This window comes from Nitrobacter sp. 62-23, from assembly GCF_001897285.1.
Taxonomy (GTDB): domain Bacteria; phylum Pseudomonadota; class Alphaproteobacteria; order Rhizobiales; family Xanthobacteraceae; genus Nitrobacter.
On the sequence record NZ_MKSM01000131.1, the window covers coordinates 32,718 to 56,734 of the forward strand.

18 protein-coding genes and 1 pseudogene are annotated in these 24,017 nt (G+C 63.1%); 10 read left to right on the forward strand and 9 right to left on the reverse strand.

The annotated features are described in order from the left end of the window. Window positions 1-270 precede the first annotated feature (270 nt). The 3 genes from BGO16_RS15870 to BGO16_RS15880 all read left to right on the forward strand — a co-directional run bounded on the left by BGO16_RS15870 (window position 271) and on the right by BGO16_RS15880 (window position 3,282). Entirely contained in the window at window positions 271-1,383 is a 1,113-nt protein-coding gene (locus BGO16_RS15870) for a DUF2336 domain-containing protein (protein ID WP_292619957.1), read from the forward strand. A 248-nt stretch (window positions 1,384-1,631) separates the two neighbouring features. Next, window positions 1,632-2,312, forward strand: coding sequence for a hypothetical protein (locus BGO16_RS15875; RefSeq protein WP_292619959.1), 681 nt, complete (start codon window positions 1,632-1,634; stop codon window positions 2,310-2,312). 190 nt (window positions 2,313-2,502) lie between these two features. After that, complete coding sequence (locus BGO16_RS15880) at window positions 2,503-3,282, forward strand: enoyl-CoA hydratase (protein ID WP_292620004.1); 780 nt, start codon at window positions 2,503-2,505, stop codon at window positions 3,280-3,282. Between the two features lie 214 nt (window positions 3,283-3,496). Here the strand turns inward: BGO16_RS15880 and BGO16_RS15885 are convergent, their stop codons facing one another. Beyond that, window positions 3,497-5,347: an acetyl-CoA hydrolase/transferase C-terminal domain-containing protein gene (locus BGO16_RS15885; protein ID WP_292619962.1), complete on the reverse strand. Its 1,851-nt coding sequence runs from the start codon at window positions 5,345-5,347 to the stop codon at window positions 3,497-3,499. A 76-nt stretch (window positions 5,348-5,423) separates the two neighbouring features. Beyond that, window positions 5,424-6,680, reverse strand: coding sequence for a threonine ammonia-lyase (locus tag BGO16_RS15890; protein ID WP_292619964.1), 1,257 nt, complete (start codon window positions 6,678-6,680; stop codon window positions 5,424-5,426). 328 nt (window positions 6,681-7,008) lie between these two features. Here BGO16_RS15890 and BGO16_RS15895 point away from each other — a divergent pair, with 328 nt between their 5' ends. Next, window positions 7,009-7,296 carry a hypothetical protein gene (locus tag BGO16_RS15895; RefSeq protein ID WP_292619966.1) on the forward strand — a complete coding sequence of 96 codons (288 nt, stop codon included), beginning with the start codon at window positions 7,009-7,011 and terminating at the stop codon, window positions 7,294-7,296. Window positions 7,297-7,474: 178 nt separating this feature from the next. Here the strand turns inward: BGO16_RS15895 and BGO16_RS15900 are convergent, their stop codons facing one another. The 3 genes from BGO16_RS15900 to BGO16_RS15910 are packed head-to-tail and all read right to left on the reverse strand — an operon-like array spanning window position 7,475 to window position 13,339. Then, window positions 7,475-10,942 (reverse strand): error-prone DNA polymerase, encoded by a 3,468-nt coding sequence (locus BGO16_RS15900; RefSeq protein WP_292619968.1) that lies wholly within the window; start codon window positions 10,940-10,942, stop codon window positions 7,475-7,477. After that, complete coding sequence (locus BGO16_RS15905; protein ID WP_292620006.1) at window positions 10,939-12,618, reverse strand: DNA polymerase Y family protein; 1,680 nt, start codon at window positions 12,616-12,618, stop codon at window positions 10,939-10,941. The genes BGO16_RS15900 and BGO16_RS15905 overlap by 4 nt, the downstream gene beginning before the upstream one ends. After that, window positions 12,527-13,339, reverse strand: a complete 813-nt coding sequence (locus BGO16_RS15910; RefSeq protein WP_292619970.1) for a DNA repair protein — start codon at window positions 13,337-13,339, stop codon at window positions 12,527-12,529. Before BGO16_RS15910 ends, BGO16_RS15905 begins: the two co-directional genes overlap by 92 nt. 197 nt (window positions 13,340-13,536) lie before the next feature. Here BGO16_RS15910 and BGO16_RS15915 point away from each other — a divergent pair. Continuing rightward, a pseudogene (locus BGO16_RS15915) lies at window positions 13,537-14,160 on the forward strand (UdgX family uracil-DNA binding protein); the annotation flags it as partial. Window positions 14,161-14,226: 66 nt separating this feature from the next. On the opposite strand, the gene BGO16_RS15920 reads toward BGO16_RS15915, so the two are convergent. Continuing rightward, the gene (locus tag BGO16_RS15920) at window positions 14,227-14,724 is read right to left on the reverse strand and encodes a DUF892 family protein (protein ID WP_292619972.1); all 498 of its coding nucleotides are present in this window, start codon (window positions 14,722-14,724) and stop codon (window positions 14,227-14,229) included. 257 nt (window positions 14,725-14,981) lie between these two features. Next, window positions 14,982-16,154, reverse strand: coding sequence for a M20 aminoacylase family protein (locus BGO16_RS15925; protein ID WP_292619974.1), 1,173 nt, complete (start codon window positions 16,152-16,154; stop codon window positions 14,982-14,984). 224 nt (window positions 16,155-16,378) lie between these two features. Here BGO16_RS15925 and BGO16_RS15930 point away from each other — a divergent pair, with 224 nt between their 5' ends. The 4 genes from BGO16_RS15930 (at window position 16,379) to BGO16_RS15945 (ending at window position 19,066) form a co-directional block, all read left to right on the forward strand. After that, window positions 16,379-17,326, forward strand: coding sequence for a metallophosphoesterase (locus BGO16_RS15930; protein WP_292619977.1), 948 nt, complete (start codon window positions 16,379-16,381; stop codon window positions 17,324-17,326). Window positions 17,327-17,338: 12 nt separating this feature from the next. Further along, window positions 17,339-17,668 (forward strand): cupredoxin family copper-binding protein, encoded by a 330-nt coding sequence (locus BGO16_RS15935; RefSeq protein WP_292619979.1) that lies wholly within the window; start codon window positions 17,339-17,341, stop codon window positions 17,666-17,668. A gap of 76 nt (window positions 17,669-17,744) precedes the next feature. Further along, entirely contained in the window at window positions 17,745-18,308 is a 564-nt protein-coding gene (locus tag BGO16_RS15940) for a sigma-70 family RNA polymerase sigma factor (RefSeq protein WP_292620007.1), read from the forward strand. Then, window positions 18,305-19,066, forward strand: coding sequence for an anti-sigma factor (locus tag BGO16_RS15945; protein ID WP_292619981.1), 762 nt, complete (start codon window positions 18,305-18,307; stop codon window positions 19,064-19,066). Before BGO16_RS15940 ends, BGO16_RS15945 begins: the two co-directional genes overlap by 4 nt. A gap of 3 nt (window positions 19,067-19,069) precedes the next feature. Here the strand turns inward: BGO16_RS15945 and hpnO are convergent, their stop codons facing one another. After that, window positions 19,070-20,461: an aminobacteriohopanetriol synthase HpnO gene (gene hpnO, locus BGO16_RS15950; RefSeq protein ID WP_292619983.1), complete on the reverse strand. Its 1,392-nt coding sequence runs from the start codon at window positions 20,459-20,461 to the stop codon at window positions 19,070-19,072. A 129-nt stretch (window positions 20,462-20,590) separates the two neighbouring features. Here hpnO and BGO16_RS15955 point away from each other — a divergent pair, with 129 nt between their 5' ends. After that, a complete protein-coding gene (locus BGO16_RS15955) occupies window positions 20,591-21,295 on the forward strand; it encodes a DUF2147 domain-containing protein (protein WP_292619984.1) in 705 nt (234 codons plus the stop codon). Here BGO16_RS15955 and BGO16_RS15960 read toward each other — a convergent pair. Beyond that, window positions 21,248-23,833 carry an MMPL family transporter gene (locus tag BGO16_RS15960; RefSeq protein ID WP_292619985.1) on the reverse strand — a complete coding sequence of 862 codons (2,586 nt, stop codon included), beginning with the start codon at window positions 23,831-23,833 and terminating at the stop codon, window positions 21,248-21,250. The two genes, BGO16_RS15955 and BGO16_RS15960, sit on opposite strands and share 48 nt — an antisense overlap. Window positions 23,834-24,017 lie beyond the last annotated feature (184 nt).

Below are 24,017 nucleotides of genomic sequence, written 5' to 3' on the forward strand. Positions count from 1 at the left end.
AATGCCTGAAAGAGGATGGTGACACAAGCCAAGCGGGCTGGCGCCGTGGTCCCATGAGCGGAAATCTCGTGAAGAAATAAGCTTTTAGCGATCCCGCCGGCCGGCCAGAAGATACCAAAGCTAAAGACTTTTCCCCCTAGATTCCCACCAAGCTGCGTCGTCCACAGGCTGTATCCGGTCCACGCTCCTACCCGTACCGGTCCGGTCGCGACTCGGATTCAGGCGAGCAGAATATCGCTGCGTACGACGTGGGAACTCCAGGATAGAGACATGGCTTCCAAATCGACTGCCTCCCCAGCAAGTCTGCTCGACGAACTTCAGACCGTTCTCGCCCATGGCACGGTGGCGCGGCGGGTCGAAACGCTGCGCCGGGTCACCGACCTGTTCCTGAACAACGCGGTCGACTATTCCGACGACCAGATCAGCGTCTTTGACGACGTGTTCAATTGCCTGAGCCGGCACATCGAGACCTCGGCCAAAGCACTGCTCGCCAGACGCCTGGCTCCCATTGCCAAGGCTCCGCCACAGATCATTCACGCCCTCGCCTTCGACGATCAGATCGAGGTCGCAGCGCCCGTGCTGTCCCTGTCCGAGCGGCTCGGCGACGACGCGCTGGTTGAGAACGCCAGCAGCAAGAGCCAGGCTCATCTACTGGCCATCTCGATGCGGAGAGTCCTGAGCGGCGCGGTTACCGACATTCTGGTGGAGCGAGGCAACCGCGAAGTCGTCAGGAGCACCGTTAACAATCCGGGCGCGGAATTCTCCGAGCAGGGTTTCACGCGGCTCGTCGCCCGCGCCGAGACCGACGATGATCTCGCGGTCTGCGTCGGAAAGCGGCCGTCGATCCCGCGGCATCACTATCTGAAGCTGATCGCGAAAGCCTCCGCCTCGGTGAAGGCGCGTCTCGCCGCGGCCAACCCCGGTCGGGTGAACGATGTTTCCGCCGCCGTGAGCGAAGTGGCGCGGCAGGCCCGTTCGGCGCCCGGAGCCATCGGCGAGGATACCACCATCGCGCACGGGCTGGTCAGGTCTCTGTACGAAGACGGCCGACTCGATGAAAAGGAAGTCGCCTCATTCGCGAAGGCCGGGAAGTTCGACGAAACCAACGCCGCCATCGCCTGCCTCGCCAAAGTCTCGGTCGCCGTCGCCGAGAAAATGATGATCGAATCCAAAACCGAAGGCGTGCTCATTCTGGCCAAGGTCAGCGGGCTGTCCTGGCCGACCGTCAAAACCATCATTGCCATGCGCAAGGACCTGGCGGACATCGAAATCGCGGATATCGATGCCGCGGAGCGGACCTATGAACGTCTGCGCCCGTCCACGGCGCAGCAGGTGCTGCGTTTTCACCGGACGCAACAGGCGGCTGACCCGAGCCCCGCCTGACGCGCTGAACGCCTGTTTGAAAAGTTTGCTTCCGGGTGTCCCGGGCGCGCTGCGGCACGAGGTGATGCTGCGCTGCGTCCGGGGACGGCCGGGAGATGCCCGGTGACTTTCCAACAGACTCTCAGCCCAAACAGACTCTCAGCGCCGCGATTTCGCCACGATCGTTGAAATTCCCTTTTTTTGCCCCGGTATGGCCACGGCCGGCGTTTCTTTTGTCGACCGATCGGCTGACAAACGGGGAGATTGCCATGAGTATCAAGGCCAGCGGGCGCTCGGCGTTGATCATCGCCGCGGGACTTTGGTTGGGTTTCGCGGGACCGATGCGCGCGACCGACAGCGCGGCGGAACCGGCCGGTTTGACCTCCCACACTGAAAGCGCCGGAGCACCGGTCAAGCTCAGCCCCAACAACAAGTCACACAAGCGGCACGCACGAACGCGGAAATCGACCAGGCCGGAAACGAAAGCCCACGAGACGACAGCGGCTGAGCACAGCGACAGGCGGACCCCGCTGCCGCCGGCGGTCGCCGACGCAAATGCCAACGCCGAAATGCCCGGCGGAATCGAGGATTCGCCCAAGACCGAAGCCGGTGCGCTCGCCAGCAGCGCCGGCCAGATGCTGTCCATCAACCAGGGCAATCCTGCGCCGCAAGCCGGCGATACAAACGCCGCGGCCGTTGCGGAAATCGTTTCTCCCGACGAACTCAACGAAATCGACCGCGCCCTGATCGACGACAAGCCCGCCGAAGCTCATCTCGCTTTGGCGTCCATCGACATCGCGCCGTCGGCGAGCAGCGCCGATTCCGCTGCGCAGGCGGTGACGGCGAGCGATAACTCCACCTGGAACCACACCTCCCTGATCGGCAAGATCTTCATCGCCTTCGGCGGCCTGCTCACGCTCGGCTCCGCCGCGCGGATGTTCATGGCCTGATCTCGCGTTCGTACCGCCCGAAAGCCGGCCGATATTTCCGTTCTCCCCGCTGTGGTCCGCCGCCCCTCGCTGGGACCAGCGTTTGCATCGGCGTCGCAGGCCAGCGCACCTTGCGGCGTCGCTTGACCGCGGGCACATTGCCAACCGACACACATCCGTCGCGGCATGCAGCGGGAGAAGCGGGATGGCCATGAGCACGTTCGAGCACATCGTCGTCGAGAGAAAGGACGCGGTCGGCATCATCAGGCTGAACCGGCCGAAAATGCTCAATGCGCTGTCATTCGCGGTGTTTCGCGAAATCGCCGACGCCATGGACGATCTCGAGGCCGACGACGGCATCGGCTGCATCCTGATCACCGGCAATGAAAAGGCTTTCGCAGCCGGCGCCGACATCAAGGAAATGCAGCCGAAAAACTTCATCGACATGTTCAGCGAGGACTTCCAGGCGATCGGCGGCGACCGCGTCGCCAGATGCCGCAAGCCGACCATCGCAGCGGTGAGCGGCTATGCGCTCGGCGGCGGCTGCGAACTCGCCATGATGTGCGACATCATCATCGCCTCTGACACCGCGAAATTCGGCCAGCCCGAAATCACGCTCGGCACCATACCCGGCATCGGCGGCACGCAGCGTCTGGCCCGCGCCGTCGGCAAGGCCAAGGCGATGGACCTCTGTCTCACCGGGCGGATGATGGACGCGGCGGAAGCCGAGCGATCGGGTCTTGTGAGCCGTATTGTGCCCGTCGACACACTGATGGGCGAGGCAATCGCAGCAGCCGAGAAGATCGCCTCGATGTCCCGTCCCGCCGCGGCGATGGCCAAGAGCGCTGTCAATCGCGCTTTCGAGACGACGCTGTCCGAAGGACTGAACGTCGAACGCGACCTGTTCCGTTCAACCTTCGCGCTGGAGGATCGCGCCGAAGGCATGGCGGCGTTCGTCGAAAAGCGCAAGCCGTCGAACAAGAACCGATAACCGGAAAACCCGCGTCGGCGTATCCGCTCCGGGCAGACGGCGTGATACGCGGCTTGACCGGCGTATCAATCTATCTTCGCGATATTCTTTTGAATACCGCCCCAGAGCCTTTCCGCTTCTGATGGAATCAGAAGCGAAACTCTATGTTTTGATTTGACGCGTTTTCTTTACGCGAACCGGTAGCCACTTCGCTTGAAAACGCTCTAACGACGGCTTATGTCCCGCGGCTGCGCTTCAGCGCGCCGTTGAGCAGCGCACGATAAAGCCTGTCCGAAAACCTGTTCGGATGATCGAGCCCCATGCGCGCCAGCGCGGGCTGCATCGACGCATCGCCGGGGCGCAATCCCTCCATCAGCAAACCGGCGAGAGCCAATGGCGAGCGCGATGCATCGCGCAAGGATTCGAGCGCGGGGATCAGCCGCTGCTCGACTTCGGTGAAATCGCTGCCGAACGGAAACGGCGGCAACAGGCCAGCCGCCTGCGCGGGCTTCAGCGCGGCGGCGATACGCGCTGGCGTATTGTCGCAATGCACTGCCGGAATCCGGTGATCGCGCGGCAGCTTTCCGGCGTCGATCGCCTGCCGCATCAACTGGTCCTGGAAACGCGAGTCCGCGACGTTGAGCATCGCCGCGATCACCTCGGCATCCGACTTGCCACGCAGATCCGCCACGCCGTATTCGGTGACGACGATATCGCGCAGGTGGCGCGGGATAGTGCCATGACCATAGGACCAGCGGATGTTGGACACCACGCCGTGCTTCTCGCGCCGCGTCGATTCCAGCGTGAGGATCGAGCGCGCGCCCTCGAGCGCGAAGGCCTGCGCGACGAAATTGTACTGCCCGCCGACGCCGCTCACCACCTGGCCGTTGTCGAGACCGTCGGAGATCGCGGCGCCCATCAGCGTCGTCATCATGGCGTTGTTGACGAAGCGCGCATCGACGCGAGCACGGCGCCTGGCGGCCTCGTCGCCGTAAAGTTCATTGGTGAAGGACACCGCCGTCATCTGGATGCGCGCGCGCTGCGCGGGCGTCATCTCGCGCAAGGCGCGGTAGAACGATTGCGGGCCCAGAAAGAACGCGCCGTGCAGAACCGCGCCATCGACCTCGCGCCTGAGCACGCCGGCCTCGATCAGCCCGAGGAACGCCTCGAACACCATTTCGCTGACGCCATAAAGCCCGGTTGCGAACGGCGCGGTTTCTTTCATCGCGCTGTTCGGCGCAAGCCGCGCCGCGATGTCGCGAAAACGCGCATTATCACGGTGGCGAATAATCAGGCTTTGCGCCAGCGCATCGCCGACCTGGCCGATGCCGATCTGCAACGTGCCGCCGTCCTTGATCAGCCCCGCCGCGTGCAGGCCGATGGCGTATTTGGTATCCGACACAGGCTCGGACGGCGGCGCGAACAGCGGAAAATCGGTCTCGGAGCTGTCCAGGATGGCGCTGAATTCGCTGGCCGGCAGATCGCCGGCGCCGGGCATGAACGGCAGTTGCGAATTGACCTGCCCCACCAGCTTGAACGACGCCCGGCCCGCGGCGCGGGCGCGCAGGAGATCGAGCGTGGTGTCGGTGTTGCAGCTCAGACTGTAGCGCGTCTCGCCGTTTACGACGCGTTTGGCCACCAGCTGGGTGATGACGTTGAGACCACGGTCGAGGATGTAGGATGCGGCGTGGGTGTAATTGGCGGCGATGTAGTGCTGCTGGGCATAGGCGTTGCGCAGCCACTTGCCCGCCAGGAAGAAGAATTCGGTGACCTCGATGTTCGGCGGCAGTTCGCCTTTGTGCAAGGCGGCGGCGTAATCGAGGTCGGGCCAGCCGCCGAACAGGCGCTCGATCACCGGGGCGATGAATCGCTTTTCCAATTCATTCGACGGCCGCGGTTTCTCCAGCGTCAGCGCCGAGAAGAAAGTCAGGTCGAGACTGCGATCGGCTGCGGCGCGCTGGTAGAGCGCATTGATGATGTGGTTGGCCTTGCCGAGCGCGAGCGGCAATCCCACCACCAGACGTGGACCGATGTCACGAATGATATCTTCGACGATGGCGGCAGGATCGGTGAAAATTTTGGGCATCAGCAAATGGTCCGCATGTCGATCGGCGCGCTTTCCCGCCTTGCAAGCTACGGCCCTAGCCGCAGCAATACCATCGTCATTCGTTCAAATCCCGTGACAGCACCAGCCGGTCGCGGCGACGCGCTCTCACGCCTTTTGCTTCCAGGCCGGCAACGATGGCGCTGCCGTGCGCGGTGTCCTGCGCCTCGATCACCAGTTCGACCTCGGTCATGTTGGCGGACAGCGCGCTGAACAGGCGCTGATGCTGCACCTCGACGATGTTGCCGCGGAGTTCTGCGATGATGCAGGCGAGTTCGGCCAGCGCGCCCGGCTTGTCGGATATCTCCACCACGAGGTCGATCAGCCGGCCATCGCGCACCAGCCCGCGCATCAGGACATTGGCGAGCGTGCGCGTGTCGATGTTGCCGCCGGAAATGATCAACCCGACTTTCCGCCCCACAAACCGGGCAGGATTGCTCATCAGCGCCGCGAGCGCCGCCGCGCCCGCGCCTTCCGTCACGGTCTTCTCGATCTCCAGCATCTGGATAACGGCCTTTTCGATCAGGCGCTCCGCCACCGTCATCACCTCGATGCCATATTCGCGCAGGATCGCCAGCGGCAGCGCGCCGACATCGCGCACCGCGATGCCTTCGGCGATGGTCGCGCCGCCGACCGAGACCGGGCGTCCGGCGAGATGCTGCGCCACGGCGGCGTAGGACTCCACCTCGACGCCGATCACCTCGACGGCCGACGCATGGTTCGCCGCCGCGATCGCGCAGCCCGCGACCAGTCCTCCGCCACCCACCGGCGTCAGGATGCAGTCGAGCGTCGGCTGATCCTCCAGCATCTCGATCGCCACCGTGCCCTGCCCCGCGATCACGGCCGGATCGTTGTAAGGATGGACAAAGACGAGATTTTCGTCCGCGGCCAGTTGCCGGGCAAAGGCGGCGGATTCCGCCAGAATCTCGCCCTCGAGCCGAACCCGCGCCCCGAGCTTCCTCGTCCGCGACACCTTCACGAACGGCGTCGATTTCGGCATCACGATCGTGGCGGCGATGCCGAGGTTGTGGGCGTGATAGGCGACGCCCTGGGCGTGGTTGCCGGCGGACATGGCGATGACGCCGCGCTTCGCCTCCTCAGGCGACAGCGTGAGCAGCTTGTTGGCGGCGCCGCGCTCCTTGAAGGAAGCGACGAACTGCTGGTTTTCCAGTTTTAACCAGACCTCGGCGCCGCTGATATCGGACAGCGTGCGCGAATGAACCAGGGGCGTGCGGATCACCCGGCCGGCGAGACGGTCCGCGGCCGCCCGCAGATCCGCCGCGCCGATGGATTTGCCGTGCTCTGCATCGCTCATTGTCGTCCCCTGTGAGTGGTCGAACGCGGGTTTATGCTACCTGCGGGAAATTCGAAACAGGTATCGTCGGCGGCCTCGCCTTGTCCGCGCGAGGCGGAGATCATGGAAAATAGCGGGTCCAGGCCAGATTCTCGGGGACCTCGGCTATCGCCGAAGACCGAAGGCCTGATTTCGCGCAAAAAGCATACCGGCGCATTAATATTTGCGGATGCTGCGACCACAACAGCCCGGCGTCGGGAAGCCATCACCCCGCCCGGGGGCGGGAGCGGCGCATGCAAACGGCATCCGCCGCCGCCCATGATTGACGTGCTGAACGCAAGGAGTTCGAATGTCCGCCATTGATCCTTTGACCGCTGCGGGTGTCGTGCTGGCCACCGCGGCGACCGACGCCGTCTATGTGATGTTCACCGCTGCCGTCGTGGCGCGGCGGCGGGTGCCGGCGGCGACCTGGAGCAGCGTCTGGTACCTGCTCTCGTCCTTCGCCGTGATCAGCTATACCGAGAACTGGATCTATGTGGTCTTCGCCGCGGTCGGCTCCTGGCTCGGGGCGTTCGCGACCATCACCTTCCTGCATCGCCCGCCCGGCGGGCCGCCGGTCGGCGCGTCGGCGGAGTGAAGGGAGGAAAGACGATTTACGAAATCGTCGATCGTTCTCGCCGTCGTTCCGGGGCACGTCGAAGACGCGAACCCGGAATCCAGTAGTCAATAATTCTCGGATTACCGGATTCCCCGATGCGCAATTGCGCATCTGTGATCGCCGCTAATGCGGCGTCCGGAATGACGTGGGGAGACTCTCAATGAAAATCCCGCGAGCGCGGCAGGATGCGCACATTACGCGGATGGCGGATGCGTTGCGCCGGGTTGTCGGGATGATCACGACGATCATCGTTGAGCGGCTCGGCCAGCGCAGCCGGCGACGGCAGCGGATGTCGTGAGACAAGCGCGTCATTCGCCAGATGCATCAACTCCGTGGAGCGGTCGGTCAGTTGATCCGCGACCAGATGCACGACCTGCTCCGGGCTGCTCTGGATAGTGCCCTCCACTTCGATCAGCCGCGCGCCCATCACCTCCTTGCGATAACGCTCCATGATTTTTGGCCACACCACGATATTGGCGATGCCGGTCTCGTCCTCCAGCGTCATGAACACGACGCCCTTGGAACTGCCCGGCCGCTGCCGCACCAACACGACACCCGCGCATTTGACGCGGCGCTTATCGTTGGCATGCGAGACCTCCACGCAACTCACCACGCGCTCGCGAGTGAACATCGCGCGCAGAAACTCCATCGGGTGCCCCTTCAGCGACAGCCGCACGGTCTGATAATCGGCAACCACCTGCTCAGACAGCGGCATCTCGGGCAGCGGCGCAGCATGTTCGTCCGGCAGTTCGCGCGCGGCGGCGCTCTCGAACAATGGCAGCGGCACATCGTCCGGAAGGCGGCGCACCGCCCACAGCGCCGCGCGGCGGTCGAGCCCGAGCGAGCGAAAGGCGTCGGCATCGGCCAGCAGGATCAGTGCGCGCTTCGGCAGCTTCGTATCGCGGGCGAAGTCCTCAATCGAAGTGAAAGGACGGCGCTGACGCGCGGCGACGATCCGCTCGCCCCAGTCGGAGCAAGTGATCTCGTCATAGCCGGGCATAACCGTTCGAAGAACGGCGTCGCTGCGCTCGCCTATGTCCCGGCCATCCACGTCTCGGCATCCGTCATGTTTTAAAGACGTGGATGCCCGGCCCAAGACCGGGCATGACGGGAGCGTTGATCTGGTTGCATCCTTATCGACCCACTTGAACCCGTCGATCTGGCGGAAGCCGAGCCGCACCGCGTGATACGCGCTCCCGCACTCCTCCAAAATGTTCTGCGAATGGCTGAACGAAACATCGATGGGCCGCACCTCGACGCCGTTCTTGCGGGCATCGCCCACGATCTGCGCCGGCGCATAAAAACCCATCGGCTGCGAATTCAGCAAGGAGCAGCAAAACGCGTCGGGATGAAAATGCTTCAGCCACGACGAGACGTAGACGAGCTGTGCAAAGCTCGCCGCATGGCTTTCCGGAAAGCCATAAGAGCCGAATCCCTTGATCTGCTCGAAACAGTTTTTCGCGAACACGGGATCGTAGCCGCGCGCGATCATGCTGTTGACCATCTTCTCCTGAAAGGAGCCGATGGTGCCTACGTTGCGGAACGTCGCCATGGCGCGGCGCAGGCCGTTGGCTTCTTCGGAGGTGAACTTCGCAGCGACGATGGCGATGCGCATCGCCTGTTCCTGAAATAACGGCACGCCCAGCGTGCGCTTCAGAACATTCCGCAATTCATCCTTGTCGCCGCCTTTCGGATAGGGATAGTCGATTGCCTCGGGATCCATGGCGCGCCGCTTCAGGTAGGGATGCACCATGTCGCCCTGGATCGGGCCGGGACGGACGATGGCGACCTCGATGACGAGATCGTAGAACGTGCGCGGCCTCAAGCGCGGCAACATGTTCATCTGCGCCCGGCTCTCGACCTGGAATACGCCGATGGATTCGCCACGGCACAGCATGTCGTAGACCGGCTTCTCATCCTGCGGGATCGTCGCCAATTCCCATCGCTCGCCCTTGTGATCCGCGATCAGGTCAAAGCACTTGCGGATGCAGGTCAGCATGCCGAGAGCGAGCACATCGACCTTCATCATCCGTAATGCGTCGACATCGTCCTTGTCCCACTCGATGAAGGTGCGCTCGTCCATCGCCGCATTCCCGATCGGCACGTAAGTGTCGAGCCGGTCCTGCGTCAGCACGTAGCCGCCGACATGCTGCGACAGATGACGCGGAAAGCCGATCAACTCGGTAGCGAGTTCGACGGCACGGCGCACCATCGGGTTGTGCGGATCGAACCCGGCCTGCCTGACCTGCATGTCGCTGACATCATCGCCCCAGCTTCCCCAGACCGTATCCGCAAGCGCCGCGGTCACATCCTCGGTCAGGCCCAGCGCCTTGCCCACGTCGCGGATGGCGCTGCGTGGCCGATAGTGGATGACGGTGGCGATGATCGCGGCGCGGTGACGGCCATAGCGGCGATAGACATACTGCATGACCTCCTCGCGGCGCGAATGCTCGAAATCGACGTCGATATCGGGCGGCTCCAGCCGTTCCTTGGAAATGAAGCGCTCGAACAGCAGATCGACCTTGGTGGGATCGACGGAGGTGATGCCGAGAACGTAACAGACCGCCGAATTCGCCGCCGAGCCGCGCCCCTGACACAGGATGTTCTGCGCGCGCGCCCAGTGCACGATATCATGCACGGTGAGAAAGTAATGGGCGTAGTTGAGTTCAGCGATCAGGTCCAATTCCTTGCGGAGAACCGTTTTCAGATCTTCATCCGCACCTTTCGGAAAATATTTTTCGACACCTGCCCACGTCAGATCCTCCAGATGACGCTGCGCCGTCTTGCCCGGCGGCACCGGCTCGTCGGGATACTGGTATTTGAGCTGGTCGAGCGAAAATTCGATGCGCGATGCGAACGCCACGGTTTCGGCGATCGCCTCCGGAATATCGCGAAACAGCAGCGCCATCTCATGTACCGGCTTCAGATGCCGCTCGGCGTTGACTTCCAGCTTGCACCCGATGGCATCGATGACAGTCTTTTCGCGGATGCAGGTCAGTACATCCTGCAAGGGACGCCGCGCGGGATGATGATACAGCACCTCGTTGGTTGCGAGCAGCGGCACGCGCGCGGTGGTCGCGATCCGGTGCAATCGCAGCAGACGGCGACGGTCGTCGCCGCGATAGAGCAGGCTTGCCGCGAGCCAGACGCCATCCGCGCTGCTCTGCCGCAATCGCTCCAGCGCTTTAAGCGCGGCCACTGCCTCGAAGCGATGCGGCAAGGCCAGCACGAGACACTGGCCTTCGGCAAACTCCAGAAGGTCATCCAGTTTCAGGTGACATTCGCCCTTCTCCGCCGCCAGCTTGCCTTTGCTGAGCAACTGACAGAGTCGGCCATAAGCATCGCGATCGCTGGGATAGACAAGAATGTCCGGCGTCCCATCGATGAACACGAGACGCGAACCGACGAGCAGTTTTGGCTTGTGGTAAACTTTGGGATTTTGCAGCTCGGTATAAGCACGCACCACGCCCGCCAGCGTATTGCGGTCGGCAATGCCAATCATCGGAAGGCGCAATTCGCTCGCCTGATGCACATAGTCCTGCGGATGCGAACCGCCATGCAGGAACGAGAAATTGGTCATGATGCCGACTTCGGCAAAGGCCGGACTATCGCGCGGATGCTTCATGCGAACAGCCCGTGCAGGAACCAACGGAACGTCTGGACTTCACGTTCGTAAGTTCCTTCGCGATAAAGCCAATAACGTACGCCTTCCCTATCCTCGGCACGAAAATAATCACGCGTCAGCGCGCTGCCATCGGCGCGCGCGACTGCCACCTCGCCTTGTGGCGGATGCAGGCGCATGAATTCATCGTCGGGTTCGGGCGACAAGGGCTGCTCGCAGCGATTCCACCATTCCATGGCGATGCGTTCGGGTCCTTCGACGTGTGCAATGAGACACTGGCGATGACGCCATTTGAACTGCGCCGGCGGTCCATCCGGAAACATCGCCGTCACCTCGATCGGCTCCGGCGGCGCAAACAAGCGCAGCGGCCGCAGCGGCGGCTCACCCTCGATACGCTCCAACCATTCGGCACGCATGGCCGCCGCAAGATGCTGTTGCGCCGGCATCGGGACCGACGCGCGTTCCGGAATGTGGGTGTCCTGCGGCAGGTGCACGACGACGCGATGGCTGCCGATGCGGGCGGCAAGACGATCGACCAGCGCCGCCACCTCGTCATTGTCCCTGACATGCGTGTCGAGGTCGCGCTGCTCCTGTATCACGAGATCGGTCCGGACGGCGGACAGCCGCACCAGGTCGAAGCCGAAGCCGGGATCGAGCGGATCGGCCAGCGCATCGAGCCGCTCGCGGAACAGACGATCGATGGTCTCGCCGCGCGTGACCGGACGTCCGGTCTCGACGGCAATGACGCGCACCGCACCGTCGGTGCGGAAAAAAACTGCTTCCAGCCGCCGCGCTCCCTTGCCCTGTTTTTCCATCGCGGCGATGAGCGTGCGCGCAAGGCTCGCCAGCGTCATCGCGATCGCGCCGTCGGTGGCGATCGGCTCGGCGAAGCGTTTCTCGACGATAAAATCCGGCAGCGGCTTGCGCGGGTTGATCGGCGCATCGCTTTGCCCCAGCGCCTGCTCCAGTAGCGTCGTGAACGCCGATCCGAACCGCGCCGCGATCTCGTGGCGGCCGCGCGCGGCGACATCGCCGATGGTTTTCAGCCCGACGCGGCGCAGCCCGCGCGTGATCGCGTCATCCGCACCGAGCGTGAAGACCGGCAGCGCCGCGATCGCTCGGGCCTCCTCGCCGGGCGCGACGATCCGGCCATGGGCATGGCGCGTCAGCGCCCGTGCGCAGGCCGGCGTGCCGGCGATCGCCGCGCTGACGACAAAGCCCTGCCGCGTCAGCGCGCCGCACAGCGCATTCATCAGCGCCGCCTCGCCGCCGAACAGATGCGCGCAGCCGGTGATGTCCAGGAGCAGACCATGCGGCGGATCGAGCGCCACCAGCGGCGTGAAGCGATCGCACCAGTCGGCGATGCCGCTCAGGGTTTTGCCGTCGGCTATCTCATCGGCATCGAACACGTCGATCTCAGGACAGATCGCACGGGCATTGGCCAGCGGCAACCCGACCGCGAGACCAATCCGCGCGGCTGCATCATCCAGCGCGGAGATGACCAGCGCATTGTTCTGTTTGGCGACGACGATGCGAGGAAACCTCTTCTCCATCATGGTCGGGCTTGATTGCGAAGCACGACAGGCTTCAACCAGTCCGCCGTAACGCAACAACTCGCGCACGATCCGGTCGGTCGGCAGACGCGGCAGCCACAGGCTGAGAATACGTCTGCGCACCATGGAACGGGACGTCACGGAAGAGGCACTCATCACACTTCCACTCCATGATCCATTGGCCGGTCCGGCCATGACGGTTGCGGACAAGCCGCGTCTCGAGCACGGGCGAGCCCCACGCTTGCCACGCTGCGCATGATGGTGAGCGCGCCGGGCGCACGATCCATCGCGTCTCCGCTGTCGAAGGCAATGGCGTCGCCGCCACCCGCAGCAGCAGCCCGGTGACGCCGGAGCCCCCCGCCGCCAGCGTCAGCCTGCGGCTGGCGACAAGATCGAGCAGACGCGTCTCGCCCCATATCTCCATGACCACGGCGCCGAACGCATCGCAGGCCAGCGCATCGGCCGCCGTCCGCAACGCGCTCTCCACATCTGATGCATGGACCGTCACCAACAGGCACGGATCGAGACCGAGTTCGCGCCATCCGCGCATCGACAGCGCACCGGATTCGCGCGCGGAAAAATCCTGCCGCACCCAGAGCAGCGGCCGGTTTGCGCATATCCGCTGCGCAAGACCCGCAATGAAGCCGCTCGCCGTCGCGCTGTGACGCCCTTCCGCGAACACCTCGTGCACGGCTCCGCGCGCCAGCCCGCCCTGCAGCACGGCATCCGCCTCTTCATGACCGAGCGCGGCCCGGCCCGGCATTCCGCCGCCGCGACCGGCCTCGATGCGCGCGATGCGGTCGCGCAGACGCGCAAGCGTCCCTGCGCTGCTCCCGTTTCCAGCCATGATCACTATCCGTCCGTGACAATGAACTCCCGGCGGAGCGAATTGTTCATGATATGTTCTTATAATAAGCTCATCAGGCAACCGGGAGTCAACCAGCTTTTCGCGCACGATTTTTGCTCACGAATCCAAAGGCATCAAAGGAACGCCGGTCAGCGCCGGGCATTGCCTCAGAGGTTTCAGTGGCAAACCCGCCAGCGGAGACGCCCATGACCGCCTCGCCTCTCTCCCTTCCGCGTCTGCGCGAAGAAGCCGCCGGATGCCGCGCCTGTCTTCTCTGGAAGAATGCAACGCAGACCGTGTTCGGCGAAGGACCGGCGCACGCGCCGATCATGCTGGTAGGCGAGCAGCCCGGCGACAAGGAAGACCTCGCGGGGAAACCCTTCGTCGGACCCGCCGGCCAGATGCTCGACCGCGCGCTGAAAGAAGCCGGCATCGATCGCGGAAAGGTCTACGTGACGAACGCGGTGAAGCATTTCAAGTTCGTGCCGCGCGGCAAGGTCCGGCTGCACCAGAAACCCAACACGGCTGAGATCAGAGCCTGCCGCCAGTGGTATGAACGCGAACTCGCCACCGTCAAACCTACGCTCGTAGTGGCGATGGGCGCGACCGCGGCGCAAAGCGTTTTCGGCAGAATCACGCCGATCAACAAGAACCGCGGCCGGCTGATCGAGACGAACGACGGGCACAAGGCGCTGGTGACAGTCCACCCGTCCTATCTCCTGCGGTTGCCGGACGCCGATGCCAAAACGCGCGAATACGAACGTTTTGTCGATGACCTGAAAATCGCCGCAACGCAACTGACTCGCGACAAGGCGGCATAAAACGTGCATAAAATGAAAGGCCAACATCGGCGGCAACGGCCACCGATGTTGGCCTCTGCAAAGAGATCAAGCCGCCAACGCCTCGGAGTTGACACCGGCTTCGGCCAGCGTCGTCAGATCCTTGTCGGTCTTGCGTTCCTGCTGAAGCGTTTCATCGATCAGCTTGACGGCATCCTTCATGCCAAGCCGAACCGCCCACGCCTTCATGGTTCCGTAGCGCGCCATCTCGTAATGTTCCACCGCCTGCGCCGCCGCGAGCAGCCCCGCGTCCAGCGCCTCGGTGCCCTTGTATTCCTCCATGACTTCCTTGCCTTCCTCAAGAAGCCCGAGGATGGCATCGCAGGTCTTGCCCTTGGCCGGCTTTTCGATCAGTTCGAAAATTCGTTCCAGGCGCTCGACCTGGCCTTCGGTCTCGTCATGGTGTTTTTCGAAAGCCGCTCGCAGTTTGTCGGATGTTGCCGCCTTCGCCATCTTGGGCAGCGCTTTCAGGATCTGCTTTTCGGCGAAGTAGATGTCCTTGAGCTGATCAAGGAACAGGTCGTGAAGGTCCTTCTCTTTCATCATTGTAGCCTCGCGCGGTTGGGGAGGGGGAATTCCCGCTTCCTAACGCGACGTGAGGGGCTATGTTCCTAGTGGTCCAATTCTAACATTTGCATCCCGTTGCGGCAGGAAGTTCTTGCAAATGTTAGAATCAAAGGACCACTAGCAACTATCAGGTTTCTAGTGGAGTTTTGAATTTGACATTCGCCTGACGGGTTTGCTGCAAAGTGGGTAGCGAATGTCAAATTCACTCCACTAGGACCCTGCAAGAGCGTGGCCGCTCAGGCGGCAAGCATGTTCTCGACCAGCCTGATCCAGTACGAGGTGCCGTAGACGATGGCGTCGTCGTTGAAGTTGTAGGCTGGATGATGCAGGCCCGCGCTGTCGCCATTGCCGACGAAGATGAAAGCGCCGGGCCGGGCTTCCAGCATGTAGGCGAAATCCTCCGCGCCCATCATCGGCGGCGTGTCATGCACGTTGCCCTCGCCGGCGATTTCGCTGGCGATCCTCATCGCGGTTTCGGTCTGCCGGACGTGATTGACCGTGACCGGATAGCCGCGCCCGAACCTGACCTCGATCCTCGTTCCGGTCGTCAGCGCCACGCCGGCGGCAACCTCGCGTATCCGCTTCTCCATCTGGTCGCGCACGTCGGCCTTCAGGGTTCGGACGGTCCCGCCGAGTTCGACGGTCTGCGGGATGACGTTGCGGGTGTTGCCGCCATGGAACTCGCATACCGAGATCACGGCGGATTCCAGCGGATCGACGTTACGCGACACGATCGATTGCAAGGCGACGACAAGCTGCGATCCGGCCAGCACCGGATCGATGCAGAGATGTGGTCGGGCGGCGTGGCCGCCGTGCCCCTCGATCCGGAAATCGACGGCGTCGGTCGCCGCCATGATCGGACCCGGCCGGATGGCGAAGGAACCGAGCGGGACGCCCGGAAGGTTATGCATGCCGTAGACCTGATCGATCCTGAAACGGTCCATCAAACCGTCCTTGATCATCGCAGCAGCACCGGCGCCGCCCTCCTCGGCCGGCTGGAAGATCACGACGGCCTCGCCGGCGAAATTCCGCGTCTCCGCGAGGTAGCGCGCGGCGCCGAGCAGCATCGCGGTGTGGCCGTCATGGCCGCAGGCATGCATCTTGCCGGGTGTCTTCGAGGCGTAAGGCAGGTTGGTTTCCTCGTGAATCGGCAGCGCATCCATGTCGGCGCGCAGGCCGATCACCCCGACCGCGCCATCGGCGGCAGGCTTCCTGCCCTTGATGACGCCGACGACGCCGGTCCGGCCGAGCCCGGTGGCAACCTCGTCGCAGCCGAACTCCCGCAAGCGGTCCGCTACCAACGCCGCGGTGCGGCGCACGTCGTACAGCAGTTCCGGATGCTCGTGGATATCCCGACGCCAGTCGGCGATATCGGATTGCAGATCGGCAACGCGGTTGACGATGGGCATAGCGGGGTTCCGGTCGGCCGGGAGTGAATTCTATCTGTTACCTTATTAACATGACGCGATGGGCGACCCAATACGCTGATTTTGCGGCGATCGACGCCGCCTGCCATGGGCTTTCCAAGTCGCCGGTAACCGTTTCGTCATCGCGCCCGATGCAGGCGCGGGAATAAATCTGCATATTCTCCGATCAGGTCTGCATGCCCAATGACGGGCGTGGGAGACCTCCGATGAGCCACAACCACAATCACGTCGGCGACGGCGTCAGCCGCCGCAAGGTGCTTGAATGCATGACATGGGCCGGCACGGGCGTGCTCTGGACCCTTGCCGGCGGCGTGCCGCGGTCCCTCGGCATCGTCGGATCGGCGCAAGCCGCCGAAGCATCGGCATCCGCCCTCACCTTCCTGCAGATCAGCGACAGCCATGTCGGCTTCGATAAGGCCGCCAACCCGCACGCGCTCGCAACGCTCGAAGAGGCGATCGGCAAGATCAAGACGCTGCCGGCGAAGCCGTCCTTCATGATCCACACCGGCGATATCACCCACCTGTCGAAAGCGTCCGAATTCGACGACGCCGAGCGCATCATCTCGCAGTCGCGGCTCGACGTGCACTACGTGCCGGGCGAACACGACTTCATCGACGAGGACATTAAACTGTACCGCGAGCGGTATGGCCGCGGCACCAAGGGCGCGGGCTGGTATTCATTCGACGCCAACGGCGTGCACTTCATCGGCCTCGTCAACGTCGTCGATCTCAAGGCCGGCGGCCTCGGCAACCTCGGCGCGGAGCAACTGGCGTGGCTCGCGGACGACCTGACAGGCCGCTCGAATTCGCAGCCGATCGTGGTGTTCGCGCATATTCCGCTCTGGAGCGTCTATCCGACCTGGGGCTGGGGCACCGACGACGGCGCGCGGGCGCTCGATCTGCTCAAGAGCTTCGGCTCGGTGACCGTGTTGAACGGCCACATCCATCAGGTGATGCAGAAGGTCGAAGGCAACGTCACCTTCCATACCGCGCGCTCGACCGCCTTCCTGCAGCCCGCGCCGGGCACCGCGCCTTCGCCCGGGCCGATGAAGGTCGCCGACGACAAGCTGCGCAGCCTGCTCGGCACCGCCAGCATCATCTTCAAACCCGGCAAGGAGCGCCTCGCCATCATCGATACGCCGCTGCAAGGCTGAGGATCGCAGATCATGATGTCCCTGAACTTGCGCACAAGCGCCGTCCGGTTGGCAGCGGCCGCCGCGCTTGCAATGCAAATGTCCGCTGCCCATTGCGAAGAGGCGTCGGTGACGATCGACAACTTCACTTTCGAACCGGCGCAACTGACGGTGAAAGTCGGCACGACCGTGACATGGACCAACCGTGACGACATTCCGCATACGGTCGTTTCGGCCGGTCAATTCCGCTCCAAGGCGCTGGATACCGACGACAAATACTCGTTCACCTTCACCAGCGCCGGCGACTACAAATATTTTTGCTCGTTGCACCCGCACATGGTGGGACTGATCAAGGTTGAGTAACGGCCAAAAGCGAGGCATCACCTTGGGGCTCAGGCAGCGTCCCGCTGCCGGAGCCCACCCGGCTGCGAACACCACGATGCTGTTTGGCTCACCCGGAGACGATCAGACAAAAGCGCAGCGCTTTCGCGACGCGGCCCTGCCCTATCTCGACGACGTCTATACTGTCGCGCACTATCTCCTGCGTGATCCCGCCGACGCCGAGGACGCCGTGCAGGAATGCTATCTGCGCGCGTTGAAGCATTTCGACACTTACCACGGTCCGGCGATGAAGCCGTGGCTGCTCGCGATCCTGCGCAACGTCTGCCATGCGGAATTCGCCCGCCGCGCCAGGTCGGCCGCAACGGCCATCGATGACCTGCCCGAATGCGCCGAGACCACCGCGCCGCTGTGGCAGGAGACCCAGGACACGCCGGAAACGCAGGCGCTGCAAAAACGCGACGCGAACTCAATCCGGCGGATGATCGCAGCACTGCCAGAACCGTTCCACGAGACGTTCGTCCTGCGCGAAATCCAGAATCTGTCCTATCGCGAGATCGCCGAGATTGTCGATGCGCCGGTCGGCACCGTCATGTCACGGCTCGCGCGGGCGCGCGCCATGCTGCGGTCGGCATGGCTCGCGGAAGAGGAGCCATCCAGATGACCTGCAATGAAGCTGACATCCTTCTGCACGCGCTGATCGACGACGAACTCGACGCCGGTCACGCACGCGAGGTCGAAAACCATATCGCCACCTGCGCGCGCTGCACAGCCGCGCTCAAGACTTATCGCGAGATGCATGCTGCTATTGCGGCGGCGGAGATGCGCTTCACTGCGCCTGCGCACCTGCGCCAGCGGATCGAGGCGGCAATCCCGCAGGCGCGCGGCACCAGCCGCCGCTCGCTGCTTGCGGGTTTCGCCATGGGCTCCGCCGTCTCCGCGATAGCGGCGACCGGGATCGTCGCGATCGTGCTGCGCAACCACGACGAACAGCGTATCGCCTCCGAGATCGTCTCGGCGCATCTGCGATCGCTGCAGGCGGGACATCTGACCGACGTGCTCTCGACCGACCAGCACACCGTCAAACCGTGGTTCAACGGGCGGCTCGACGTATCGCCGCCGGTGATCGACCTGACGGCGCTTGGCTTCACGCTGATCGGTGGACGGCTCGACTATATCGATGGGCGAGCCATCGGCGCGGTCGTCTACAAGCGGCGCGCGCACGTCATCAATCTGTTCGTCGCGCAGACGCCGAATGCTGGACACAGCGCGGCGCGCACCGAGGATGTGCAGGGCTTCAACATCCGCCGCTGGCGCGACCACGGTCTGAACTTCTGGGCGGTGAGCGACCTCAACGCCGACGAGCTTGCCGAATTCAGCGACAAATTCGAGAAGGCGATGCAGGCGAACGGGACCGGTTAAGCATCAGGCCGACTTGCGGACGGCGTTGTCCATCAGCGTCTTGCCGAGCGACCAGATCGCGCCGGGGACCTGATGGCTTGCGGCGATGACGCTGTCGAACGAGGTCTCGATCCACTTGCAGTCTTCGTCATTGATGATGAGCGGTGGCAGCAGCTTGATCGTATGGCTGCCGTGACCGGAGACCTGGGTGAGGATCTTGTGATCCTTGAACAGCGGCACCGTGATGAGCTGACAGAACAGCCCCTTGTTGGCGGTCTCCAGCAGATTCCACGACGCTCGCAGACGCAGCGATTTCGGCGGCCCGAACTCGATGCCGATCATCAACCCCTTGCCACGCACCTCCTTGAGAAGTTCGTAACCCGGCACCATGCGGTCCAGCGCCTGACGCAAATCCTCGCCGCGCCTGGCCGCGTTCTCGATCAGCTTCTCCGCCTTCAGCACTTCAAGGGTCGCGATGCCGGCCGCCATCGCGAGATCGTTCTTGGCGAAGGTCGAACCGTGCACCACGGCGCGATCCATGCGGTTGAAAATCTTGTCGAAGATATGCTTGCGGGTCAGCACCGCGCCGATCGGCACATGGCCGCCGGACAGGGCTTTGGCCAGCAGCACCATGTCGGGCTCGACGTTCCAGTGCTCGACGGCGAGAAAACGTCCGGTGCGGCCGATGCCGGTCTGAACTTCATCCGCCACCAACAGCGTGCCATATTTCCGACACAGCGCGGCTGCTCCCGGCAGGAATTCATCGGAGGGCATGTTGACGCCCTTGCCCTGAATCGGTTCGACGATGAAGGCTGCGATCTGCCGCGACGACAGCGCCTGCTCGAGCGCTGCGAGGTCGTTGAAGGGAACGACAGTGCAGCCGGCCAACAGCGGCTCGAATCCGCCGCGGAAATTCTTGTCATCGGTCAGGGACAGCGCGCCGTAGGTCAGCCCGTGATAGGCATGATCGCAGTAAACGATGCCGGTCCGCCCCGTGGCGACGCGCGCGAACTTGATCGCGGCCTCGACGCTCTCCGCCCCCGAATTGGCAAAAAAGACCTTGTCCAGATAGGGAACATGAGCAAGCAGCCGCTCGGCCAGAACGCCGGCCAGCGTCGAGACGTCCATCTGCACGAGATTGGGCAAATCGCTGTCGAGGACGCTTTTCAGGGCCTCCCGCAGCACGGGATGGTTCCGTCCAATCGCAAAAACGCCAAATCCGCTGAGTAAGTCGAGGTAGCGGGCGCCGTCGCGATCCACCAGATATTGACCGTGACCGCTCTGGAAACCGACGTCATAGCCGATGGTCTTGAGAACCCTGACGAGCTGTTCATTGAGATGGCGGACATGCATCGCGCTGCGTTGCGCCTGCCGTTCCACAAACATCTCGGAAACGTCTAGATTTGGATATAGCATCCGCTACATACTTCGGTTGATGGCGGTTTCGTCAACTGAAAAGCATGAATCCACAATTTGACTTTTCGACTCATCCCCGGCCCACTTAAGCACAGGCTTGAAGATATGTTTCAGCGTCCAGAACATGCCATGCGTACTTTAAATTATTGCAGGATTCTCGCCACTGCCTCTGTCGTCGCAGCGGCGCTGGTGACGGCGGGATTCGAGTCGGCCAAAGCGAGCGATCCGACCGGCGACTGGCGCGTTGCCGACGGCGTCGCCAATATTCGCGTTGCCGAATGCAATGGCGCGATGTGGGGAGTCGTCTCCTGGGAAAAACAGCCCGGCGGCGTCGATCAGAACAATCCGGACGCCTCGAAAAGGAGCCGCCCGACGCTCGGAATGCCAATTCTTCTGGATATGAAAAAGAAGAAGCCCGAGAAGGAGGAGTGGGACGGTCAGGTCTATAATGCCAAGGACGGCAAAACCTATGAGTCCTCGATCAAGCTGACATCGCCGGATCAACTCGAGATCGAAGGCTGCGTGCTCGGTATCCTGTGCGGCGGCGAGACATGGACCCGCGTAGCGGGTCCGATTCCCAGCAGTCCGTCCAACAATCCTGCTGCTGCCAGCCCCGCCCACGCTGCCGCCAGCCCTGCCCACGCTGCCGCCAAAGGCGCAGCAAAATCGGGCACGGCACCGAAAGCAGGCATGGCAAAGACCAACTCGCCGAAGGCACAGGCAAAGACCACCGGTCAGAAGACAGCCACCGCCGCGACCCCGGATGATCCCGTGGGCGATATCTGTCTACTTCCCGACATTGCGGGGGCGGCCCATGAGGGCGGGCTGAAATAGCAGCACTGCTGCGAGCGTGGTGACGAGCGACAGCGCCAGCAGCTTGCCCATGCTCGCCGTACCCGGATGGCTCGACAGCCACAGGCTGCCGAACGCGGTCGCGGTGGTCAGCGCGCTGAAGAAGATCGCCCGTGTCAGGCTCGATTGCAGCAGATTCGTCCTGCCGGAACGCCAGGCGGTGACGTAGTATATCTTGAACGCCACGCCGACGCCGAGCAGCAACGGCAGCGCGACGATGTTGGCGAAGTTGAGCGGAAGCCCGATCAGGACGCAGATCTCCAGCGTCACCGCCCCCGCGACCAGCAAGGGCACCAGCGTCAGCAATACGTCGGTGATTCGGCGCAACGCCAGCCAGAGCAGAATGCTGATCGAGATCAGGGCCCACAGTCCCGCCTCGATAAATGCCTTTACGATGGTGTCGCCGGATTTGAGAATCGATACCGGTCCGCCGATCGCGGTCGGCTCGGCGGCGAGCACGGCGCTGGCAAACTTGCGCAGCGTATCATTGTTGTCCGGATCGCCGCGCGGCAACGCTTCGACACGCATGACGCCGTCGCTCTTCCAGAGCTTCACGAAATCCGGCGGCAGGGATTTCAGGCTGATCGGTTCAGCCTTCAATGAGTCGCGAATCTGCTCGAACATCAGCTTGAGCGGTTCGACGAACATGGCCTGAACCTTCTCGCGCGTCGCCTCGTTCGACTCGGCCAACCGGGTGAGGTCGTCGGCCAGTCGCTTCGCGGCCGCAGCGCCCGGCCCCTGATTGCCACCGGCGGCCTTGCGCAGGCTGTCGGCGGCCTCCTTCAGCGCGCTGACATTCTCCTCATCGGAGGGCGGCGGGTCGAGCGAATCCGGATTGAGCGCGGGACCGAGAACCTTGGCGCCCTGCGCGATCAGCTTGAGCTTCTCCGGCTGGTCGGCGGGGACAAAGCTGTCGAGCCCCCTGGTGCGTGCGACTTCCGGCAGCTTGGCGAGCCGGGCCTCGACCTGCTTTGCTTCCTGCTCGGACTTGACCATCACGTTGATGGCGTTCGCGCCGGTCTCCGGATCTTTCCGCAAATCCAGGTACGTTGCGATCGATTCGACTTTTGCGCTCCTCAGGTGAATCGGATTGAAATCGAAACGCAGGAAGTAGAGCGCGGGTGATCCGAGAATCACGACTGCGAGCGTACCCACGATGATCGCCACGCGATGCTTTTCGAGGAAATGATCGAGCGGCGCCAGAAATGCGTAGCCGACCGGATCTTTTTCACCAGGCGGATTCAGAAGACGCAGCAACGCCGGAAGCACGGTGATGCTTGCGAAAAAGGCGACCAGCATGCCGACGCCGGCGATCTTGCCGAGTTCCGAAACGCCCTTGTAATCGGTCGGCAGGAACGACAGGAACCCCGCCGCGGTCGCCATCGCCGCCAGCGACAGCGGCACCGCCGAACGCTTCGCTGCTATCAGCAGCGCCGCTTGCAGATCGTTGGTCTTGAAGCGTTCGGAGCGGTAGCGGACGCTGTACTGGATGCCGAAATCGACGCCCAGCCCGACAAACAGAACGGCGAACGCGATCGACAGAAGATTGAGCGATGTCACCATCATGAGGCCGAGCGCCGTCGTGATCGCGAGCCCGATGAACAGCGTCACGAACACCGCGAAGATGATCTTTGGCGAGCGCAGCGCCAGCCAGAGAATCACCAGCACCACCAGCACCGTGCCGATGCCGTTGACGACCGCGCCCTCCTGCACGGTGGCGAATTCCTCGTTGGCTATCGGAACCGGCCCGGTCAGGCGGACGCGGGCGCCGAACTTGCCGGCGATATCCAGATCAGTGGCGGCCTGGCGGATCGCGTCGGTGGCGTCCTTGCCGGGTTCCAGCGCGTTGAAATCGAGGTACGGCTTGACCTGGATCAGCACGCGCCTATCGGAATCGGTCAGCGGCTTGTCGCTGGCCAGTTCCCGCCAGGAAAAAAAGCCACTCCCCTTGGTCAGGACATCCTCAATGCTCTGGGAGATCAGGGAGAACGGCCGCGCCGTGCTGTCCAGCGCGAACTGACCCCGCTTCAGGCCGACAAGCGCCGTTTCGAGCGCCCCCGTCAGCCCGCGCAAGCTCGGGTCGCCGGCCATGATCTCAACAAGCGGCGCGGCCTCGCTGAATTGACCGGTGATCTGCCTGACCTCGTCGGTCGGCAGAAAAAGCAGGCCGTTTCGCTCAAAAAACGGCCCGCCGCCGAGCTGCTGAACGGCTTCGAAATGATTGTGGTCGCTGGCGAGCTTCGCCGTCAGCATGGCGCCGGCGGCCCCGGCAAACTCCGCAGTCGGAGCCTCCACGACCGCAAGGATCAGCCTTTCCTGGTCGAACGCCTTCTCAAAAGCGATGTCACGCTTCCGCCAGTCCAGATCTGGTGAGATCAACCTATTGATATCAGTGTTGATTTCAAAATTTCGCGCCGTATAGACAACCGCTCCGGCCGCCAGCACGATCGCAATCAACGCAGTAGCCCAAGCAAATCGTGTGCAAGTTTTAACGATTGAAACAACAATACCTGTCAGCACATTCTTTCTTTCTGCTACCGCTATACGTAAAAGGCACGGAATCCCGGCCTGATTCTTTGCCTGATCTAGTGGTTTTGTACCCTCTTGTCTCGGAAAAGTGGCCACAGTTTTGATCGGGGATGGTTTGCCAGACGATTTGAATGCCTCATGTCCGGGCGCCTTGTTATAGGCCGCCTTGCGGATG

What these genes read in the sequence shown, in the direction of transcription:
- BGO16_RS15935 (WP_292619979.1), top strand. Translation starts at nt 17,339, where the DNA reads ATGATGTCCCTGAACTTGCGCACAAGCGCCGTCCGGTTGGCAGCGGCC.
- BGO16_RS15905 (WP_292620006.1), bottom strand. Translation starts at nt 12,618, where the DNA reads ATGGTGCGCAGACGTATTCTCAGCCTGTGGCTGCCGCGTCTGCCGACC.
- BGO16_RS15875 (WP_292619959.1), top strand. Translation starts at nt 1,632, where the DNA reads ATGAGTATCAAGGCCAGCGGGCGCTCGGCGTTGATCATCGCCGCGGGA.
- BGO16_RS15895 (WP_292619966.1), top strand. Translation starts at nt 7,009, where the DNA reads ATGTCCGCCATTGATCCTTTGACCGCTGCGGGTGTCGTGCTGGCCACC.
- BGO16_RS15870 (WP_292619957.1), top strand. Translation starts at nt 271, where the DNA reads ATGGCTTCCAAATCGACTGCCTCCCCAGCAAGTCTGCTCGACGAACTT.
- BGO16_RS15885 (WP_292619962.1), bottom strand. Translation starts at nt 5,347, where the DNA reads ATGCCCAAAATTTTCACCGATCCTGCCGCCATCGTCGAAGATATCATT.
- BGO16_RS15890 (WP_292619964.1), bottom strand. Translation starts at nt 6,680, where the DNA reads ATGAGCGATGCAGAGCACGGCAAATCCATCGGCGCGGCGGATCTGCGG.
- BGO16_RS15910 (WP_292619970.1), bottom strand. Translation starts at nt 13,339, where the DNA reads ATGGCTGGAAACGGGAGCAGCGCAGGGACGCTTGCGCGTCTGCGCGAC.
- BGO16_RS15940 (WP_292620007.1), top strand. Translation starts at nt 17,745, where the DNA reads ATGCTGTTTGGCTCACCCGGAGACGATCAGACAAAAGCGCAGCGCTTT.
- hpnO (WP_292619983.1), bottom strand. Translation starts at nt 20,461, where the DNA reads ATGCTATATCCAAATCTAGACGTTTCCGAGATGTTTGTGGAACGGCAG.
- BGO16_RS15880 (WP_292620004.1), top strand. Translation starts at nt 2,503, where the DNA reads ATGAGCACGTTCGAGCACATCGTCGTCGAGAGAAAGGACGCGGTCGGC.
- BGO16_RS15955 (WP_292619984.1), top strand. Translation starts at nt 20,591, where the DNA reads ATGCGTACTTTAAATTATTGCAGGATTCTCGCCACTGCCTCTGTCGTC.
- BGO16_RS15900 (WP_292619968.1), bottom strand. Translation starts at nt 10,942, where the DNA reads ATGAAGCATCCGCGCGATAGTCCGGCCTTTGCCGAAGTCGGCATCATG.
- BGO16_RS15945 (WP_292619981.1), top strand. Translation starts at nt 18,305, where the DNA reads ATGACCTGCAATGAAGCTGACATCCTTCTGCACGCGCTGATCGACGAC.
- BGO16_RS15930 (WP_292619977.1), top strand. Translation starts at nt 16,379, where the DNA reads ATGAGCCACAACCACAATCACGTCGGCGACGGCGTCAGCCGCCGCAAG.
- BGO16_RS15925 (WP_292619974.1), bottom strand. Translation starts at nt 16,154, where the DNA reads ATGCCCATCGTCAACCGCGTTGCCGATCTGCAATCCGATATCGCCGAC.
- BGO16_RS15920 (WP_292619972.1), bottom strand. Translation starts at nt 14,724, where the DNA reads ATGATGAAAGAGAAGGACCTTCACGACCTGTTCCTTGATCAGCTCAAG.